The organism is Pseudacidovorax sp. DMC4 (assembly GCF_056314265.1).
Window position 1 is genome coordinate 182772 of sequence record NZ_JBQUYR010000005.1, and the last position, 18423, is coordinate 201194.

Below are 18423 nucleotides of genomic sequence, written 5' to 3' on the forward strand. Positions count from 1 at the left end.
ACCAGGACGTGAGCGCCCCCGCCCGGCCGGGCGCCGGGGGGGCGGTCTTGCCGCTCGCCGGCTCGCCCGGGCAGCCCGGCGAGCGCGGCTTTGCCGCCCAGCTCGCCGCCTGCCGCGACAAGGTGGCGGTGATGTGCGCGCCCGTCCCGGCGCCGTACCCGGCCTTCACGCTCTTCTTCTCGGTCACCGACGGCCAACGCCGCGCGCAGGTGCTGCATGCGACGGGCGCCAGCTTCGACGAGGCCTGGCAGGCCGGTGCGCGCCGCGCGAGCGCCTTCGTGCTGCGGCAGCAGTTGCAGTCGCCCTGGCTGCGGGTGGACTGGGTGCAGGGCGTGGGCGAACTGCCCGTCGGCGAGTTCGAGCAGCAGCTGCGCCAGGTCAAGCGCAATTACTTCCGCCTGGGGCTGGCCTTCGACGGCGCTTTCGCGATGGCCCTGACCGAGCAGGAGATCAATGCCAACGCGCTGCTCTACGGCGGCCCCGAGATCCCGCATGCGGTCATCAACCGCCACAACCTGGGCCTCTACCTGCAGCAGCGCTACCGCGGCCAGCCGGCCCCGGCGCTCGAGCCGCAGGACAAGGTCTACCTGCTGGCCCTGGGCGGTGTCTTCTGCCAGGAGGATGGCGTGGTGCACCGCTTGGCTGGCCATGGCCTGGACACCGGCCGCCGGCAGGTGCCGCCGCTCGATGCCGCCGCGGCGCTGGAGCTGGTGCGCACCGGCTCCGCGCATCTGGCCCGCCAGGTGCAGGACAACGGCCGCTTCGTCTACGGCTACTTCCCCTGCTTCGACCGGCTGATCCCCAGCTACAACACGCTGCGTCATGCCAGCTCGCTCTACGCCATGGCCGAGGCCTGGGAGCTCACGCGCGACCCAGCGCTGCGCCAGGCCATCGACCGCGGCCTGCAGCACCTGACGCAGCAGCTGGTGCGCGACTACACGCTGGCCGATGGCCGCGCCGCCGCCTTCCTGGTCGATGTGGGCGACGAGATCAAGCTGGGGGGCAACGCCGTTGCGCTGCTGGCGCTGGTCAAGTACAGCGAAGTTCTGGGTACCGACGAATGGCGCCCGCTGATGGAGCGCCTGGCCACCGGCATCGCCGCCATGCAGGACGCGGCTACCGGCCGCTTCGTGCATGTGCTGCATGCGCAGGACCTGTCGGTGAAGGAGGTCTCGCGCATCATCTACTACGACGGCGAGGCGGCCTTCGGCCTGCTGCGGCTGTATGCGCTGACGCGCGACGAGCGCTGGCTCGCCGTGGTGGAGCGTGCCTTCGAGCACTTCATCGGCCAGCAGCACTGGCAGGCGCACGACCACTGGCTCAGCTACAGCGTCAACGAACTCACCCGCTGGCGGCCGCTGGAGAAGTACTTCCGTTTCGGCATCCAGAACGTGGCCGGCTACCTGGACTTCGTGCTCGACCGCAAGACCACCTTCCCCACGCTGCTGGAGTTGATGCTTGCGGCCCAGGCCATGATCCGCCGGCTCGAAGGCATCCCGGCCCTGGTCCACCTGCTGGACGAGATCGACCTGGAGAAGTTCGAGCGCGCGCTGCACTACCGCGCCAACTACCTGCAGAACGGCTATTTCTGGCCCGAGATGGCGATGTACTTCAGGCGGCCCTCCGCCGTCGTCGGGTCCTTCTTCATCCGCCACCATTCCTTCCGCGTGCGCATCGACGACGTGGAGCACTACCTGTCGGGCATGGTGGCCTACCACCGGCTGATGGCCGAGCGCGAGACCGCCGGCCGCGCCGCGCCGGAGCCGGCGGCCCGTGGCGTGCGCTGGTCGGCGGCCGAGCTGGCCCGCATCACAGGCGGTGACTGGGTGGTCGCGCCGCCCGAGGGCTGGCATGCCGTCGGCATGGCGACCCGGCCCTTCGCGCAGCCGCAGCGCCTGCTGTGCCTGCACGACGAGCGCGCCGGCCGCACACCGGCGCCGCTGGAGCTGGACGGCCTGCGGCCCGCCGCGGCGGTGCTGTGCGCCCATCCGGCGCCGCACCTGCACCGCGGCCTGCCGGTGCTGCGGGTGGAGGACGTGCGGCAGGCCATGCTGGACCTGGGGGCCCAGGCGCGCGCGCAGTTTCCGGGCCGTGTGGTCGCCGTGGCCGGCAATGCCGCGCGCGACACGACCGCCGCCATGCTGGTCAAGACACTGGGCGCCTGGGGCGAGGTGGGGGAGCCCGAGACCCGCCAGCGCCTGCCGCTGGGCGTGGCCTGGGCCCTGAGCTGCCTGCCGCAGGAGGCCGCCGCCTGGGTGCTGGAGCTGGGCCAGGCCCCGGCGCCGGCCATGGTGCAGGTCGCGCGCCCGCAGGTGCTGGTGCTGGCCATCGATCCCGCCGAACCTGCCGCAGCCGACGTGCAGCGCAAGGCGGCCCTGCTTTTCGAGGCCATGCCCGAAGACGCCTGCCTCGTGCTGTGCCGCGACATGCCGGGCTACGACGGCCTGGCCATGCTGGCGGCGCGGCGGGGCCTGCGCGTGTTCGACCACGGCAGCCATCGCGATGCGCAGGTGCGCCTCACGGCGCTGGGGCATGGCGAACTGCGCGCCGAGGTCGTGGGCAGCCCGGTGCGGATGAAGCTGCAGGCCGTGGGCGCGCATGTGGGCCTGGGCGCCACCGCGGTGCTGGCCACCGTGCTGGCCCTGGAATGGCAGGCGCAACTGGGCGCGGCGCTGGTGGCCCTGGGCGGCTTCGAGCGGCATGAATGGCGCGGGCCCGTGCTGGAAGTGCCCATCGCCGGCGGCAGCTTCCACTTCGTGGACGAGACGCACGATGCCAATCCCACCTCCATGCGGGCCGCACTCGCCCTGCTGGCCCAGGCGCCCTGCGCGCCGAGGCAGCGGGTGGCGGTGCTGGGCGAGATGCAGGGCCTGGGCGCGGAGTCGCAGCGCCACCACCTGGCGCTGCAGACCGAGGTGCTGGCTGCGCAGCCGGGCCGCGTGCTGCTGTGCGGGCCGCTCATGGGCCCTCTGGCCCAGCGGCTGAAGCCGCTGGTGCCGGTGCGGTGGTTCAACGACGCCGTCGAGCTCGTGGCCGCCTTCGGCGACATCGTGGCGCCGGGCGACTGGGTGCTGGCCAAGGGCGGCGCGCGCATCGGCCTGGCCCGCCTCGCCAAGGCCGTCAAGGCGATGGCCTGATCGGGTCGGCTCGGCGTTTACCCGGCTTTCTGTCTTCAACCTGACCTGCGTCCGCCTCAGTGAGTAACAATCTGTTCATGGTTTTCAACATCGACGGCCGCCCATGCTGAAGTACCTGCTTCCCAGCCAGCTGGTCGCTCCCTCGGTCACGGCCGAGGGCGATGAGCCGCCCAGCCCGCATGCCGACGCGCTCGGCCGGGCCTTCGGCGCGGCCTATCCGGCCGTGCGGCAGGCGGCCTGGTGGTCGGTGCCGATCAGCCTGTTCGGGCTGCTGCCGTCGATCTTCCTGCTGCAGGTGTACGACCGGGTCATCTACCGCAGCGGCACCTCCACGCTGTGGGCGCTGTTCAGCGGCATCCTGTTCTTCCTGGCCATCGAGTTCGTGCTGCGCAGCCGCCGCTCGCGCCTGCTGCGCGACGCGGGCGCCACCATCGACCACGGCATCTCCGGCGCCCTGCTGCAGTCCATGCTCAACCGACCCCTGCGGGCGCTGGAGGAGCGGCCCGCCGCCGCCTGGTTCCTGCTGTTTCGCGACGTGGGCGCGGTGCGCATGACGCTCAGCAGCGGCCTCGCGCAATCGATCTTCGATCTGCCCATGGCGCTGTTCGCGCTGGTGGTCATCGGCATCGTGGCGCTGCCGGTGCTGCCGGTGGTGGTGGTCTTTCTGGGCGTGATGTCCTTCCTGGCCTGGTGGTGGGCCGACGAGGTGCGCGCCGGCCGCGTCGAGGAAACCGAGCGCAGCCGCAACCTCGAACGCATGACGGCCGAGATCTGCGCCGCGCGCGAAACGCTCAAGACCCAGGCCAACGACGGCCCCACCATCGAGGGCTGGCGCCAGACCTACGACCACTGGCTGGGCGAGAGCTTCCGCAAGAACGGCGAGATCGAGACCGCCCGCGACGGCACGACGGTGCTGCTGACCATCTTCTCGACGGTGGTCATCACGGTGGGCGCGCTGTCGGTCATGGAGCAGTGGATGACCGTCGGCGGCCTGGTGGCGGCCAACATGCTGGCCATGCGGGCGCTGCAGCCGGTGGCCGGGCTGGTCTCCAACTGGCGTGCGCTGGCCACGGCGGGCGAGGCGGCCAGCCGGCTCGAAAAGGTGCTCTGCGAGCCCGTGGAGCGCGAGCCCAGCGGCCTGAACCTGCCGCAGCCGCCCGGCCTGGTGCAGCTGCGCGATGTGGACTTCCGCTTCCATGCGCAGGGCCGACCGGTGTTCGAGAAGCTCGACCTCGCCATCGGCCCGGCTGGCCTGCATGCCGTGGTGGGCCGCAACGGCGCCGGCAAGTCCACGCTGGTGCGGCTCATCTGCGGCCTGTATGCGCCCAGCGCCGGCACCGTGAGCCTGGGCGAGTACGACCTGGCCCAGTTCGGCCGCGACGACCGCGCCAAGTGGATCAGCTACCTCTCGCAGGAGGTCTACTGGTTCGCCGGCGAGATCATCGAGACCCTGCGCCGCTGCGCGCCCGGCCACAGCGACGAGCAGATCGTGGCGGCCTGCAAGCTGGCCGGCGCGCACGACTTCGTCTCGCGCCTGCCCGCCGGCTACCGCACGCGCATCGGCGAGGGTGGCACCGGCCTGTCGGTGGGCGAGCGCCGCAAGCTGGGCCTGGCGCTGGCCTTCCTGCGCAAGCCCTCGGTGCTGGTGCTGGACGAGCCCAGCAACGACCTCGACTTCCACAGCGAGCGCCAGCTCATCAACACGCTGGTGGCCATCGCCCGCACGCGCACGGTGATCGTGGTCACCCATTCGCTGCGCATGGTGGCCGCCGCCAACAACGTCTACCACGTCACCGGCGATGGCGGCGTGGAGCAGGGCGCGCCAGCGGTGATGGTGCCGCGCCTCTTCGGCAGCCAGCGCGCCGACCTTCAACAGGTGGCCGCATGAAGAACGATCTGCCCCAGGTCCTGCTGCGTGCCGAGGACCGCGCGCCGCTGCCGGACGGTCCGGGCCGGCGCCGACGCTGGCTCATCGGCGGCGCCATCGGCGTGCTGGCCGTGGTGGCGCTGGCCTTTCCCATGGAGACCGTGGTGGTCGCCAACGGCAAGGTGATCCCGTCCGACCGCGTGAAGTCGATCCAGCATCTGGAAGGCGGCATCGTGCGTGCCGTGCTCGTGCGCGAGGGCGAGCGCGTCAAGGCCGGCCAGCCGCTGGTGGAGATCGACCTGGGCGGCAGCGGCCTGAACCTGGAAGAGCTGACCGCCCGCCAGGCCGCCACCCAGGCCGCCCGCCTGCGCCTGACGGCCGAGAGCCGCGGCGAGCCATTGCGGCGCGAGAGCTTCCCGCCCGCCATGGATGCCGACGTGGTGCGCGGCGAGCTGGGCGCGTACCAGGCCCGTTCGCTGGAGCAGCGCGGCATCGCCGCCGGCGCCCAGGCCGCGCTGGAGGCCGCGCGCAGCAAGCAGATGGAGCAGCAGGCCAAGGTGGCCGGCCTGACGCAGCGCGTGGCCCTGGCGCGCAAGGAGCTGGAGATCTCCGAGCAGCTGGCCGCCGAGAAGCTGATCGGCCAGCTGGAGGTGCTCGACAAGCGCCGCGAGGCCGAGGTGGCCGGCGCCGAGCTGGCCGTGGCCCGGCAGGGCGTGGTCTCGGCCGCTGCCGCCATCGGCGAGGCGCAGGCCAAGCTGGCCGAGGCCGAGGGCAGCTTCCGCCGCCGTGCGTCGGACGAGCTCTCCACCGTCGAGCGCCAGCTCGCCAGCCTCAACGAGGACCTGCAGCGCGCGCGCAACCAGCGCTCGCGCACGGTGGTCACGGCGCCGGGGGAGGGCATCGTGAAGGGCCTGCGCAGTGGCAGCCCCGGCTGGGTCATCAAGCCCGGCGAGGCCATCCTGGAGGTGGTGCCCGACGACGCGGAGGTGATGGTCGAGGCGCGCCTGAGCCCCAACGACCGCGGCTTCGTGCATGCCGGCCAGAAGGCCCGCGTGAAGATCACGGCCTACGACTTCCTGCGCTACGGCACGGTCGACGGCCGTGTCGACCTGGTGGCCGCCGACGCCGACCGCGACGCCACGCTGCCCACCGCGCCGCCCTACTACCGGCTGCAGGTCAGCACCAGTGCCTCGCACGTGGGCCGGCCCGAGAACCGCATCACGCCCGGCATGGAGGCCGAGGTGGACCTGATCGTGGGCACCGATCCCTTCATCTGGTACATCCTGCGGCCCGTGCTGAAGCTGCAGCGGGAGGCGTTCCGTGAACCTTGAGCGGATGCGAGGAGGAGAGGCCATCGTCAGACCGGTCGCGCCGATGCGCCCGCTGTCGGCCGCCTGGTTGTCTGGCCCCTTCCCCCTCTGGGGGAAGGCAGGGATGGGGGCCAGCGCCGCCCGCCACTTTCCAGCGCCGCAGGCCCCCACCCCCGCCCTCCCCCAGAGGGGGAGGGTGCCCATGCGCGGCCAGGAGGGCGTCGCATGAAGTGCCTCGCCGCCTGGCCGCTGCGCTCTCCGGCGCGCGCCGCCATCGCCCTGGCCTGTGCGCTCGCCTGCCTGCCCGCCGCCGCTCAGGTGCAGATCCGCCGGCAGGGCGTGCCCGTGGCCGTGTACGACGAGAACGGCATGCGGCTGCTGACGGCGACGCGGCTGTCGATGCCGGAGTCACCCGCGCCGATGCCGGTCGGTGAACGCATCGCGGCGGTGGCGCCAGCGTCGCTGCGCAGCGCGACGACACCCACGCCCTCCGCAGCAGCCGCTATACCGGCGCCGGTGCCCATCTCGCTGCCCGTGGCGCCCGCCTCCACGCCATCGGCCGCGCCGGCCTCTGCAGGCGCCGCGGCCGGCGCACCGGGCCTCGTCATCACCGGCCAGACCCAGCGCTTCAAGCAGTCGCTGCGCACCTTGGCGCTGGAGCATCCCGAAGTGCTGGCCGCCGATGCCGCCGCCGCCAGCAGCGGCTTCGAGGTCGAGGCGGCCAGGAAGGCGCGTTACCCGCGCTTCAAGGTCGGCACCGCCAGCGGCACCTACAACAGCGGCCGCGAGGGCGCCTCCAGCGAGACCTACACCCTGCTCACCGCCGAGGCCCGCATGAGCCTGATCGACGGCGGCGCCATGAGCGCGCGCGAGCGGGCCGCCGAGGCCGGCAGCCGGGCCCAGAGCGAGGCCGTCAAGACCACCTCGCAGAAGGTCGTGCTCGACGCCCTGACGGCCTACATGCAGGTGCAGCGCTTCGACCTCAAACGCGAGGTGGCCCGCCGCTCCACCCGCATCGTGCAGGACCTGGCCAGGAGCGAGGAGCGCCGCGTCGCCCTGGGGGGCGCCGGCCAGAACGACCTGCGCATGGCCAGCGCCCGCCGCGCCGGCATCGCCGCGCGCGAGGCGGACTTCGATGCCCAGCTGGCCGAGGCCATCGCCAAGTTCGACAGCTACTTCCGCTTCGTGCCCGACCCGGCGCGCCTGCCGCTGCTGCGCACGCCGCCGGCCTGGCAGATCGCCTCGCAACAGGAGGCCATCGCCCGCGCCGAATCGCGCAGCACGGAGCTGACCGAAGCCCAGGAGCGCGTGGCACGCGCGCGGGAGCTGGTCGAGCAGCAGGAGGCCAGCGTCTGGCCCACGGTGGATGCCGTGGTGGTCAAGACCAAGGACCCGCGCGGCGTGACCACCTCCGAGCCCACGCGCGCCGCGCTGGAGCTCAACTGGAACTTCGGCAGCGGCTTCGACCGCCAGCTGCGCGTCAAGTCGGCGCTGGCCGAGGTACAGACGCAGGAGGCCAAGCTCGACGGCGTGCGCCGCAACCTGCTGGAGCTCACCGCCTCGGCCTGGGGCCGCACCGCCAGCGGCCGCGAGCGCGAGCAGCAGCTGCGCGAGGCCGTGTCCGAGTCGGGCGAGGCCTTCCGGGGGCGCAGTCGGCTGCTGGAGTTCGGCCGTGAGACGCTGCCCAACGTGCTCGATGCGCAGCTCGACCACAACAACCTGCTGCTGGACTACATCGATGCCGTGTTCGACCTGCGCGTCACCGAGTTCCGGCTGGCCCGGGCCACCGGCGAGCTGCGCGTGGAGCCCGACGGCGTCAGTCCCTGGGTGGACGAGATCGTGGGCGGCCCCGCGCGCTCGCTGCTGGGGCCGGACGGCCTGGGCATGACGCAACAGGGCGCGCCTGCCGTGCCCGCGGGTTCGCCGGCGCGGGCCGTGGTCCAGCAGCCGATGGCGCCGCCGGTGAGCGGGCCGGACGTGAAGGCCGCGCAGCGCGCGGGCGGCGTGGCGGTGCCGGCGCAGAGCCTGCCCCAGCGCATGGCCCTGCGCAGCGCTTCGCGTCTACAGTGAGGGGCGTACCTTCCCTCGTGCCTTCTCCTTGAACGACGCCGATCCGATCCTGCGACGCCGCCGCGTCGAGGCGCTCTACGACACCGTGCCCGTCTCCGGCTTCATGGGCCTGGCGGGCGCCGCCATGCTCGCCAGCGTCTTCTGGCGGCCCGACCGGCATGCGCTGGTCATGGGCTGGCTGGTGGCCTCCTGCCTGCCCATCTTCGCCCGCATGGGGCTGCGCCTGGCGTACCGGCGCAGCCGCCGACGGGGCGATGCCGGCCTGCGCTGGGTGTGGGCCTCGCTGGTGCTCATGGCCCTGACCGGCCTGGCCTGGGGCATCGGCCTGGGCTGGATGCTGGTCCACGGCGAAGCCGACGAGGTGCCGGTCGTGGTCGGCACGGCGTTGGGCGCGGTGGCCATGACCATGACCAACATGGCGTACTGGCAGACCCATGCGGCTTTCCAGGTGCCCATCCTCGGTTCGCTGGCGGTGGCGGTGCTGATCGCTCGGCCGGGCTTCGCGCATGTGCTCTCGGTGGCATCGGTGGTGCTCTGCCTTGCCCAGCTTGCCGTGGCGCGGCGCATGGGCCGCATCTATGTCGAGGCGCTGCGCGTCTCGCTGGACAACGAGCGCCTGGCGCAGGACCTGGCCACGCGCAGCCATGCGCTCGAGCAGGCCAACTTCGAGCTCGAGCTGCTCAGCCGGGCCGATCCGCTCACGGGCCTGGCCAACCGACGCAGCTACATGGAATGGCTAGGCACCGTGTGGGCGCGTGCGTTGCGCGAGGACATGCCCGTGGCCCTGCTGTCCGTCGACGTCGACCGCTTCAAGCTCTACAACGACGCCCACGGCCACGGTGCAGGCGACCGCTGCCTGCAGGCGGTGGCCTCGGCGCTGGCCCACGCCTGCCGCAGCGAGCAGGACCTGGCGGCGCGGCCGGGCGGTGAGGAGTTCGCCATCGTGCTGCCGGCCACCCCGTTGCGTGACGCGATGCAGGTGGCCGAGCGGGTGCGCCAGGGCGTGATCGATGCCTCGCGCGATGCCGGCTGGGCACTGCCTGCGGGCGTGACGGTCAGCGTGGGCGTCGCATGCCGCCATCCCCGCGACGGCGGCGGCATCGAGGACCTGCTTCGCGAAGCCGACCAGGCGCTCTACCAGGCCAAGGACCGCGGACGCAACCGCGTCGAGGCTGCACCGGTCGCCGTGCTGGAGTCGGCCGGCGATTGACCGGTGTCGTGGTCCGTTCGTTGCGGCGGGCATGGGCGGGCCGGGGCGGACGTCGCTGTGCGGATGCCTCTCGGCCCGAGGCGGAACTAATGCACGCTCTCCTGCAAAGTTGAGCCGGCGGTCCGAGCCGGACGCCGCGCCGCGCGCGTCGCGCCGCTAACCTCCCGCCCCAGCCGAGCCGCCTCATCCCCAGAAGGCCGCCGGCGCGAGACCAGGGAGGTTTCATGTCCACGCTGTCACACACGCTGCGGGTGCATTCGCCCGCATTGCCGGTCTTTGCCGGCACGCCGCTGCTGCAGCCCGTGCGGCTGTCGGGCCACGAGGGCGTCAATGCCCTCTTCACCTATGAGCTGCTTCTGCAGACCCCCGATGCGCTGGACCCCGGCGCCCTGGCCGATGCCTGCGCCGACATCGACCTGGACGCGCTGATCGGCCGCGAGATCCATTGCGAGATCGACCTCGATGGTGCCGGCACCTTCGTGCCCGGCGGTGTCGGCGATGCCGTGGACCACCTCGGCGCCGGCACCCGCCAGATCAACGCCCTCATCACCGAAGCAGAGTTGCTGGGCGAGCATGGCCGACACCTGCGCTACCGCCTCCTCCTTCGCCCCTGGCTGCACCTGGCCACCCTCAACGCCGATTGCCGCATCTTCCAGAACGCCACCGTCGTCGACATCCTCGACGCCCTCCTGGCGAACTACCCCTTCCCCGTCGACAAGCGCCTGGCCGAGTCCTTCCCCCTGCGCGACTACCAGACCCAGTTCAACGAAAGCGACTTCGCCTTCTTCGAGCGCCTGTGCCAGGAGTGGGGCATCAGCTACCACTTCGAGCACGACGCGGGCGCCCACCGGCTGGTGCTCTCCGACCATCTGGGTGCCTTCAGCCCCAACCCGAGCGAGGCCTATCGGCAAGTGGCCTATCACCCGCCCGGCTGGAAGCTCGATGCCGAGTACCTGCATGCCTTCGTGCCCGCCAGCAGGCTCACCAGCGGGCGCTACAGCAGCCGCGACTACGACTACACCCGCCCCCGGGCCGACCTCTCGGTCAGCCGCAGCGATCCACGGCCCACGGGCTTTGCGGAGGCCGAGGTCTACGCCTGGCATGCCAGCCTCGGTGGCAGCCACTACGCCCAGCCGCGCGCCGGCACCGCCGGGGCCAACGACCCGCTGGCCGAGGGCGACCTGATCGCCCGGCTTCGCATGCAGCAGCTGCGCACCTCGGGGGCGCGTGCGCGGGCCAGCGGCAACCTGCGCGGCATGGTGCCGGGCTTCAGCTTCACGCTGCAGGGGCATCCGAGGGAAGCGGCCAATGCGGAATACCTGATCCTGGAGACCGAGCTCCTCATCGAGGACGTGGGGCAGGACAGCCAGGCGGCGCTGGCCGCGGGGGCGACGGTAGCGCGGCCCCAGGCGCAGCAACGCTGGCGGGTGCAGGTGGACCTGCTGGCCCATCCCATCACCGAGCCCCTGCGGCCGACGCTCACCCGCACCAAGCCCCACACCCACGGCCCGCAGACCGCCCGCGTGGTCGGCCCCGAGGGCCAGGAGCTGTGGACCGACGAACTCGGACGCATCAAGGTGCAGTTCCCCTGGGACCGGCTGGGCCGGGAGAACCCGCACAGCAGCTGCTGGCTGCGCGTCTCCAGCCCGTGGGCGGGCAACCAGCTGGGCGGCGTGCACCTCCCGCGCATCGGGCAGGAGGTGGTCGTGGACTTCCTCGGCGGCGATCCGGACCTGCCCATCTGCACAGGACGGGTGCACAACCAGCTGAACCTGCCGCCGTGGAAGCTGCCCAGCCAGAGCGCCCTCAGCGGCTTCCGTAGCCGCGAGCTGACCGACGGGGGCGGCAACAGCGCGGCCGGGCGCAGCAACCACCTGGTGATGGACGACACGGCCGGGCAGATCCAGGCCCAGCTGAAGAGCGACCACCAGCACTCCAGCCTGAGCCTGGGGGCGATCACGCGCATCGAGGACCACCAAGGCCGCAAGGACGCGCGCGGTGAAGGCTTCGAGCTGCGTACCGATGGGCACGGCGTGCTGCGGGCCAAGGACGGGATGCTGATCACCACCGAAGGGCGGGCCAACGCCGCCGAACATGCCAAGAGCCTGGGCGAAACCGTCGTGCGCCTGAAGGCGGCCACGCGCCAGCACGAGGGCCTGGCCGATGCCGCCAGCATCGCCAAGGCGCAGGAAAGGGGCGCCGACCAGGACGCCGTGGCACAGCGGCTGGCCCGGCAGGCGTCCGACATCCAGGGCGAAGGCCAGGCCGATGCGGCGCAGCGGCGCTTTCCGGAACTGCAGCAGCCGCACCTGGTGCTGGCCAGCGCGGCAGGCCTGGTCGCCACCACGGCGCAGAGCCTGCACCTGCAGGCGGGCGAGCACGTGGCCCTGACCAGCGAGGGCCACACCAGCCTGAGCGTGGGCCGGCGCTGGCTGGTGGCCGCCAAGCAGGGCCTTCGCGTGTTCGCGCGCAGGGCCGGCATGAAGTGGATCGTGGGCGAGGGGCCGGTGCGCATCCAGGCGCAGCGCGATGCCGTGCAGGCCCTGGCCCGCCAGGGCGTGACCATCCGCAGCACCACCGGCAGCATCGTCATCTCGGCCCCGGTGAGCGTGACGGTCAACGGCGGCGGCAGCTTCACCGAATGGAGCAACGCCGGCATCACCCACGGCACCCCCGGCACCTGGGTGGAGCATGCGGCCTCGCATGTGCAGATGGGGCCGTTGAGCCGGCCGCTGCAGCCGCAGAACTTCGAGGCGTGCGATGCCAAGGAGCGCCACGCAGATGGAAATTCTGGAACGGTTTCCCGCTGATGAACGCCGAGGCGGACGTGCAACCCAAGCATTTTCTGGATCTCTTGGGTCGGCTTCTGGACGAATGGCGCCAGCTTGGAAGCAATCCGGTCGCGCCGAACAGCAGTTGGAAACCAGAGGACGCCGACGCGCCGGTTCACGCCTTTTTGGTGCTCAATCGATGGGCAGAAAACCCGCTTGCCGAGGTGATCGAGAGCATGTTCCCCGACATGGCACAGCAGCGTTGCGCCGTGCCAGACCGGCTCTTCACGGATCGGCTCGACGAAGCGCCATGTCTGGTTCCTTTGGCCAATGAGATGACGCCGGGAGCCGCTGCCGACCTGCCGCACATCCAATCGGTGCGCGCCGTTCTCGCCGGATGGTTAGCCTTTGCATGGAACCAGGCGTTGCTCCGGCTGGCCCGTCAGGACTTGTGCGCAGTGGTGCTGAGCCGCCTGCCCGCCAGTCGCATCGCGGCGCACTGGACTGATCTGGGCGATCAACGGCCCCCGAATGGCGGCGCGTCGGTGTTGTTCCGTTATCAGGACCCGCGGGTGATGCAACGCATGTGGCCGCTGCTCACCAGCAGCCAGCGCCTGCACTGGCTCGGCCCCGTCGAGCAGTGGTGGGCTTTGGCCCAGCCATGGGGTGCCATGCCGGATGGCATGCATGCCGACTGGTTTCACGCACGACGGCCTGCTGGACCTGTCGCGTCCGAAGGCTTGAGCCTTCACCGATTCACCGCCGAGCAATGGCATGCGGCACATGCCTGGGGTCCGGCCAATCGCATCTGGCGCGACTACGCGGACCATGGCGTTGGCCCCGACCGCCAGCCCGACGCGCCCACCATGTTGCAGTTGCTGGCCGACGCCAGCCAGTTGGGCCTCATCGGCGTCAACGCCGAGGACTACGTGCATTGCAGTTGGCTGCACGAAGCGTCAGGAGGTGCCCCGCAGACGCGGGACTGGCGCCTTCCTGGTGCCGCACGTGTACTCGGGCGCGTCCTGCAAACCCTGCGCTCAGACCCGCAGGCCCGCTTTGCCACCGTGTTTCATCTCCTCACCCGCGGCTGAAGCCGCAGGAAGGTCTTTCATGCCTTGTGCCAACCCCTGTTCCAACTGCAGTCGCGTGGGCTTGCCTCTGCTCTTTGTCCGGTATGCCGCCGGGTTCTCCGCCACAAGCGGGGGGTTGACCGAACTGCGCGCGCTGCAGCCGGCCGGCCAACTTCAAGCGCAACCGGGCGGCGTGCACATGTCGACGGCGGTGTATGGGGCACGGATGCTGCGGCCAGGTTTTCTGTACCTGCGCATCAAGCGGATCGGTGTCACGGCCGAGTGGCAGGCCTATGTCGTCCATCCGCATGGCTACCTGACGGCGTTCGATCCCCATCTGCCGGAAGACGCCAAGGCAAGCCCGGCGTGCGAAGTGCAGACGCGGGGCGCCGTCATGAGCCTCATATGGCTGCAGGACGCCCGGAACGTGAAGAGCCTGCACTACCTGTTCCACCCCGATCCTCTGAGTTGGGACCATCTCAAGCGCCACATCGAACCGCACCGCAACAAGTACATGCAGCGATTCGATGTGGCTGGATGGATGGACGGCAACACCGCGCAGGCCGATACATGCCTACCGGATGATCTTGCTGCACGCGTGCTGGAGTTTGCGGCGCTCGACAGTCTGGCGGCGCAGGCGGTGGGTTGCGAGCAGCACTATGGCCTGATGGGAACGCACGGTGCAGAACGCGACTGGGGCGATTACAGCGAGGCGCGCTTCGGCAGGCACTTCGAGGCCGTGCGGCACGAAACGCACGATGCCGATGGCCATGTCGCCGTCACCGACTTCAGCGCGGCTCCAGGCATGGCCGTGGGCCCCTATGTCGCCCAGGTGCGCAACATCCGCTACGAGGGTCGTCATGGGCCGCGTCTGAAAAGGATGGCGGAACTGCTGCGCAAGGACAAAGGAGCGGTGATTGCATGCGAAGACGCATTGGGCATCGCGCAGGAGCTTGCGTTGCACCACCTCACCGCAGCCTCGGATTACGTCGCCTGGCTCGCCGAGACCGATCCAGGCGACACGTTGAACCCCAACGTGACGAATGCCTGGAAGCAGGCCGCGAGCGAATGCATCAACACCGTCGAGGCTGCCATCTACAAGCGGGCCATGCAGGTGTATGACGACGAAACCGAGCGGCTGCGTCAGGTGCGTGAGGCGATGGACCGGCGGCACGCCCATCCGCTGGGCACGGTCATGCAGCAAGGGCCCGACGGTTCGCTGCGGGAGGTCGATGTCAAGGAACTGGAGGCGCGCAACAAGAGTGCGCTGGAAGGCCAGATCGGCGCACGCGAGTCGGACCGCCGCCTTGTCAGCGACGCAGAGGCTGCCAATGCACTGCGCGTCACTCGGGCGCACTACGACGTGGCTGCGCGTCGCCGCTTCGACGACCTCCATCTGGCCAAGGTCAAAGCCCGCGATGCACGCATGAACGGCATCACCGAGGACCTGATCGCCTGGCTGCGCTCGGCAGCATTCCTGGACAGGACGCTGGGACGCTACGACCGCACGCCCGAAGGAATATCCACCGGAGATGGCGCCCGTTGCGCAGGCCAGTTGTGCGCCGTCCTGGAGCCGATGGACAGCACCCCGCGCGGCAGGCGCTGGTACGCCGAACTTCAGCTGTTCAAGGATGAGCCCGCCAACCTCGTGTGGCGAATGGCCACGCTGAACAACGACCAGATCAGCGACGAGCTGAAGCGCGTTCTGGACCAGCTTCACGACACCGTGCCCCCCGCCACCGTGGTCGAGGGTGCGGCGAGTGCCGAAGAGAGCGCGCGACGGCAGCAGGCCTGGGCGGCGATGGGCGCCGCACTGGGCCAGATTCCCAGGACCATCAAGGGCAGCCAGACCATCATCGGCGAGATCGGCAAGGTACTCGACGGCAATACCTCGCTGCTGCAGAAGTTCCGGTCACTGCAAAAGATTGCCGACACGGCCCGCAAGAACGTCCACACCGTGTGGTGCGTCGCGGTGGTGGAGGCTGCCAAGAAAGCGCCACCGTCTCAATTGGAGCGCCTCCTGGCCCGCGGGCAGGTGCTGATCCTGGCCCATGGCCTGGGCGAGAAGGCCATCGACTACGTGAAAGACGAGGAACGCCGGCTGGCCGAGGAAATGCGGGCGGCAGGCAACCCGCCCGTGTACAGCAACAAGCGCAACCCCGAGCCGGGGAGCAGGGCGTGGAACAGAAAGTACGGCTACCAGGGCGAGAAGCTGCAGGCCCGCACGGAGCGCGCCGTGGCGCGACTGAGCGATTCGAAGGTGCAGAACCTGCGCATTCCGTCGGCATTGGCGGCCCTGGAGGTGGTGGGGCTGCTGCCGACCTTCGGGCGGGCGGCGAACCGGCAGGACGACTCCAGGGCGGGCAGCCAGGCGGCCGGTGCAATGGCAGCAGCCACGGGCACGCTCAAGGGGTGGCGGGCGGACTTCTACGAGAAGAATGTGCTGGAGGAGATCAAGGCGAAGATTCCGGCACACAAATGGTCTGCGGAATTGGGCAAGGCGACCAGTGCGGAGCTTCAGGCCATGAAGATCGGCGCGGCGCACTGGGTGGCTGCGGGGGCTGTGGTGGGGGTGATTTGGGATGCGGTGGATGCTATTACTGCATATAGGCGAGAAAACGGAATTTTGATGTTTGCCTACGTCGGACGAGCGGTGGGCGGCTCAGCATCAATCATCACCGGGCTCGTTACAGCTTACAACTTAGAAAAGCTGCGTGTCGTCCTTTGGTGTGCTCGGATCAACATTGCGATAGGCATCGCTACTTTCGTCATGAGTGAAGTGATCGCCCGCCTTAAGGAGAAAGAGTGGAAGGAGTGGCTACAGGCGGAGCCTTTCCGTAAAAGTGACAGCAAAATCAACTCTCACCAAACAGAAGCTTTGATGCTGAGCGCACTCGGCAATGCTATCGCGGACATGGAGCGCTGAGCACGATGTTCAATTCAGAAGCCAACTACTGGGATGAGCGGCGCAGTGAAAACCCAAAGCAGGCGCTAGAGTACTTTGCGGACATCAACGACCATACATATCTATATGAAATTTATGAGAGAAGAGCCCGACGCAATGTGAACGATCCTAAAACCAAGCGCAAGGAAAAGATCAAGGAGAAAGAGATCGCACGCCTCTCTTTGTCCATTAATCGAATATTATTGGATTTCAATGAGTATTTCATCGAACTGAGCAACGCAGGCGAATACAAGCGCTCACTGACGTTTCTGATGGCCGTCCTATCTATATTAATTCTCGGGTTACCGGGCGGATTTATTTCTCTGCTATTAATCGATGGCCCATCGCATCTTAGTGATTGGTATCTCGTATTGGGACTTCTTCTGGTCTTGTTCGTTGGCACATATGCGCTGATTCACCTTCTATTGTGGCCTTACGTTTTCTCTCCTGCCTTTTTCACAGCTTTGCGCCCCCGCTATCGCTTCAATCGCACCACCCGCAAGGTATACGTGCTTCGCCCGAAGAAATATGGCGGCAACGCCATCCTCGATTGGGACCGCGTCAAGGCGCATGTGAATTGGGCGCCGCCCAAGTCCTGGACGGCGGAGCAGTTGGCCAGCAGCGAGGAGGCTCGGCGCGAGCGGCGATTGGCGGCTGAGACGGATGGCAACCTGCTGCTGTACTGGCCCCCGCTCGACCCCGCCGACCCCGAACGCAAGGGAGAAGACCTCATCTGGGTCGGCCCCGAGGGCAGTGGAGAGCCTCTATGGCAGTACATCCGCACATTCATGGAAGAAGGCATGCATGCAGTGCCTCCCCCTGCGGATTACAACTGGCTGAGGAAGGGCTTCAGCACCCCTGGACAGCACATGCGAGAGACCGTGATGCACGGCTCGCTGCTGCGCGACCGGTTCAGTGGCCAAGAAATGTCGGGCGCCACGGCCACGAATTTCGGCATCAACGTGCTGTGGGCACCGCTTCATTCACTGGCGGAACGGCTGTGCTACTGGCCCACATTTCCGGAGGAATGGAACAGCGATTGCGGCCAGCGCCGCCGAGAGAGCGGCATCGGGCCGGAAGAGCCTCTGCGGTGGACACCACGGCTCTGATCGGGCAAACGCCCCGACTGGAACGCCTCCTGGCCCGCGGGCAGGTGCTGATCCTGGCCCATGGCCTGGGCGAGAAGGCCATCGACTACGTGAAAGACGAGGAGCGCCGGCTGCCCGAGGAAATGCGGGCGGCAGGCAACCCGCCCGTGTACAGCAACAAGCGCAACCCCGAGCCGGGGAGCAGGGCGTGGAACAGAAAGTACGGCTATCAGTGCGAGAAGCTGCAGGCCCGCACGGAGCGCGCCGTGGCGCGACTGAGCGATACGAAGGTGCAGAACCTGCGCATTCCGTCGGCATTGGCGGCCCTGGAGGTGGTGGGGCTGCTGCCGACCTTCGGGCGGGCGGCGAACCGGCAGGACGACTCCAGGGCGGGCAGCCAGGCGGCCGGTGCAATGGCAGCAGCCACGGGCACGCTCAAGGGGTGGCGGGCGGACTTCTACGAGAAGAATGTGCTGGAGGAGATCAAGGCGAAGATTCCGGCACACAAATGGTCTGCGGAATTGAGCAAGGCGACGAGTGCGGAGCTTCAGGCGATGAAGATCGGCGCGGCACACTGGGTGGCTGCGGGGGCTGTGGTGGGGGTGATTTGGGATGCGATGGATGGAAATAAGGCTCAGAAGGAAGAAAAGAGATTGCTTCAATACGCTTACTACGGTCGAGCTGCGGCTGGTGTCGGAACGATTGGAACCGGTCTAGTCACGGCCTACAACTTGGAGAAAGTGCGCGTCGTCCTATGGTGCTCCCGGATCAACATTGCGATGGGTCTCCTGGTATTTGTCGCAAGTGAAGTGATAGCTCGGCTGAAAGAAGGGGAGTGGGCCGAGTGGCTGCAGGCCGAGCCCTTCCGAAAGAGCGATAGCAGAGCAACCCCGCATCGCACCGAAGCGCTCATGCTCAGCGGTCTTGCCAATGCCATCGCGGACATGGAGTGACGC

At 69.1% G+C, this 18423-nt stretch carries 10 protein-coding genes; all 10 read left to right on the forward strand.

All coding sequences use genetic code 11. The annotated features are described in order from the left end of the window. Positions 1-8 precede the first annotated feature (8 nt). The 10 genes from ACT54X_RS11500 to ACT54X_RS11545 all read left to right on the forward strand — a co-directional run bounded on the left by ACT54X_RS11500 (position 9) and on the right by ACT54X_RS11545 (position 18420). Positions 9-3137, forward strand: a complete 3129-nt coding sequence (locus ACT54X_RS11500) for a glutamate ligase domain-containing protein (RefSeq protein ID WP_354321996.1) — start codon at positions 9-11, stop codon at positions 3135-3137. Positions 3138-3240: 103 nt separating this feature from the next. After that, positions 3241-5025 (forward strand): peptidase domain-containing ABC transporter, encoded by a 1785-nt coding sequence (locus ACT54X_RS11505; RefSeq protein WP_354321995.1) that lies wholly within the window; start codon positions 3241-3243, stop codon positions 5023-5025. After that, a complete protein-coding gene (locus tag ACT54X_RS11510) occupies positions 5022-6335 on the forward strand; it encodes an HlyD family type I secretion periplasmic adaptor subunit (protein ID WP_476346612.1) in 1314 nt (437 codons plus the stop codon). The genes ACT54X_RS11505 and ACT54X_RS11510 overlap by 4 nt, the downstream gene beginning before the upstream one ends. A 204-nt stretch (positions 6336-6539) precedes the next feature. Next, positions 6540-8384, forward strand: coding sequence for a TolC family protein (locus ACT54X_RS11515; protein ID WP_476346614.1), 1845 nt, complete (start codon positions 6540-6542; stop codon positions 8382-8384). Positions 8385-8412: 28 nt separating this feature from the next. Then, positions 8413-9594, forward strand: a complete 1182-nt coding sequence (locus ACT54X_RS11520; RefSeq protein WP_354321993.1) for a GGDEF domain-containing protein — start codon at positions 8413-8415, stop codon at positions 9592-9594. A gap of 224 nt (positions 9595-9818) precedes the next feature. Beyond that, entirely contained in the window at positions 9819-12404 is a 2586-nt protein-coding gene (locus ACT54X_RS11525; protein ID WP_476346616.1) for a type VI secretion system Vgr family protein, read from the forward strand. Next, the gene (locus ACT54X_RS11530) at positions 12404-13456 is read left to right on the forward strand and encodes a DUF4123 domain-containing protein (protein ID WP_476346617.1); all 1053 of its coding nucleotides are present in this window, start codon (positions 12404-12406) and stop codon (positions 13454-13456) included. The genes ACT54X_RS11525 and ACT54X_RS11530 overlap by 1 nt, the downstream gene beginning before the upstream one ends. Before the next feature lie 19 nt (positions 13457-13475). Beyond that, positions 13476-16361, forward strand: a complete 2886-nt coding sequence (locus ACT54X_RS11535; RefSeq protein ID WP_476346618.1) for a T6SS effector BTH_I2691 family protein — start codon at positions 13476-13478, stop codon at positions 16359-16361. 5 nt (positions 16362-16366) lie between these two features. After that, positions 16367-17488, forward strand: a complete 1122-nt coding sequence (locus ACT54X_RS11540; RefSeq protein WP_354322443.1) for an MFS transporter — start codon at positions 16367-16369, stop codon at positions 17486-17488. After that, complete coding sequence (locus tag ACT54X_RS11545; protein ID WP_476346620.1) at positions 17470-18420, forward strand: hypothetical protein; 951 nt, start codon at positions 17470-17472, stop codon at positions 18418-18420. The genes ACT54X_RS11540 and ACT54X_RS11545 overlap by 19 nt, the downstream gene beginning before the upstream one ends. The last annotated feature ends 3 nt before the right edge of the window (positions 18421-18423 follow it).

Coding starts and splice junctions, on each gene's coding strand:
- ACT54X_RS11505 (WP_354321995.1), top strand. CDS start 3,241: ATGCTGAAGTACCTGCTTCCCAGCCAGCTGGTCGCTCCCTCGGTCACG.
- ACT54X_RS11530 (WP_476346617.1), top strand. CDS start 12,404: ATGAACGCCGAGGCGGACGTGCAACCCAAGCATTTTCTGGATCTCTTG.
- ACT54X_RS11510 (WP_476346612.1), top strand. CDS start 5,022: ATGAAGAACGATCTGCCCCAGGTCCTGCTGCGTGCCGAGGACCGCGCG.
- ACT54X_RS11540 (WP_354322443.1), top strand. CDS start 16,367: ATGTTCAATTCAGAAGCCAACTACTGGGATGAGCGGCGCAGTGAAAAC.
- ACT54X_RS11515 (WP_476346614.1), top strand. CDS start 6,540: ATGAAGTGCCTCGCCGCCTGGCCGCTGCGCTCTCCGGCGCGCGCCGCC.
- ACT54X_RS11525 (WP_476346616.1), top strand. CDS start 9,819: ATGTCCACGCTGTCACACACGCTGCGGGTGCATTCGCCCGCATTGCCG.
- ACT54X_RS11535 (WP_476346618.1), top strand. CDS start 13,476: ATGCCTTGTGCCAACCCCTGTTCCAACTGCAGTCGCGTGGGCTTGCCT.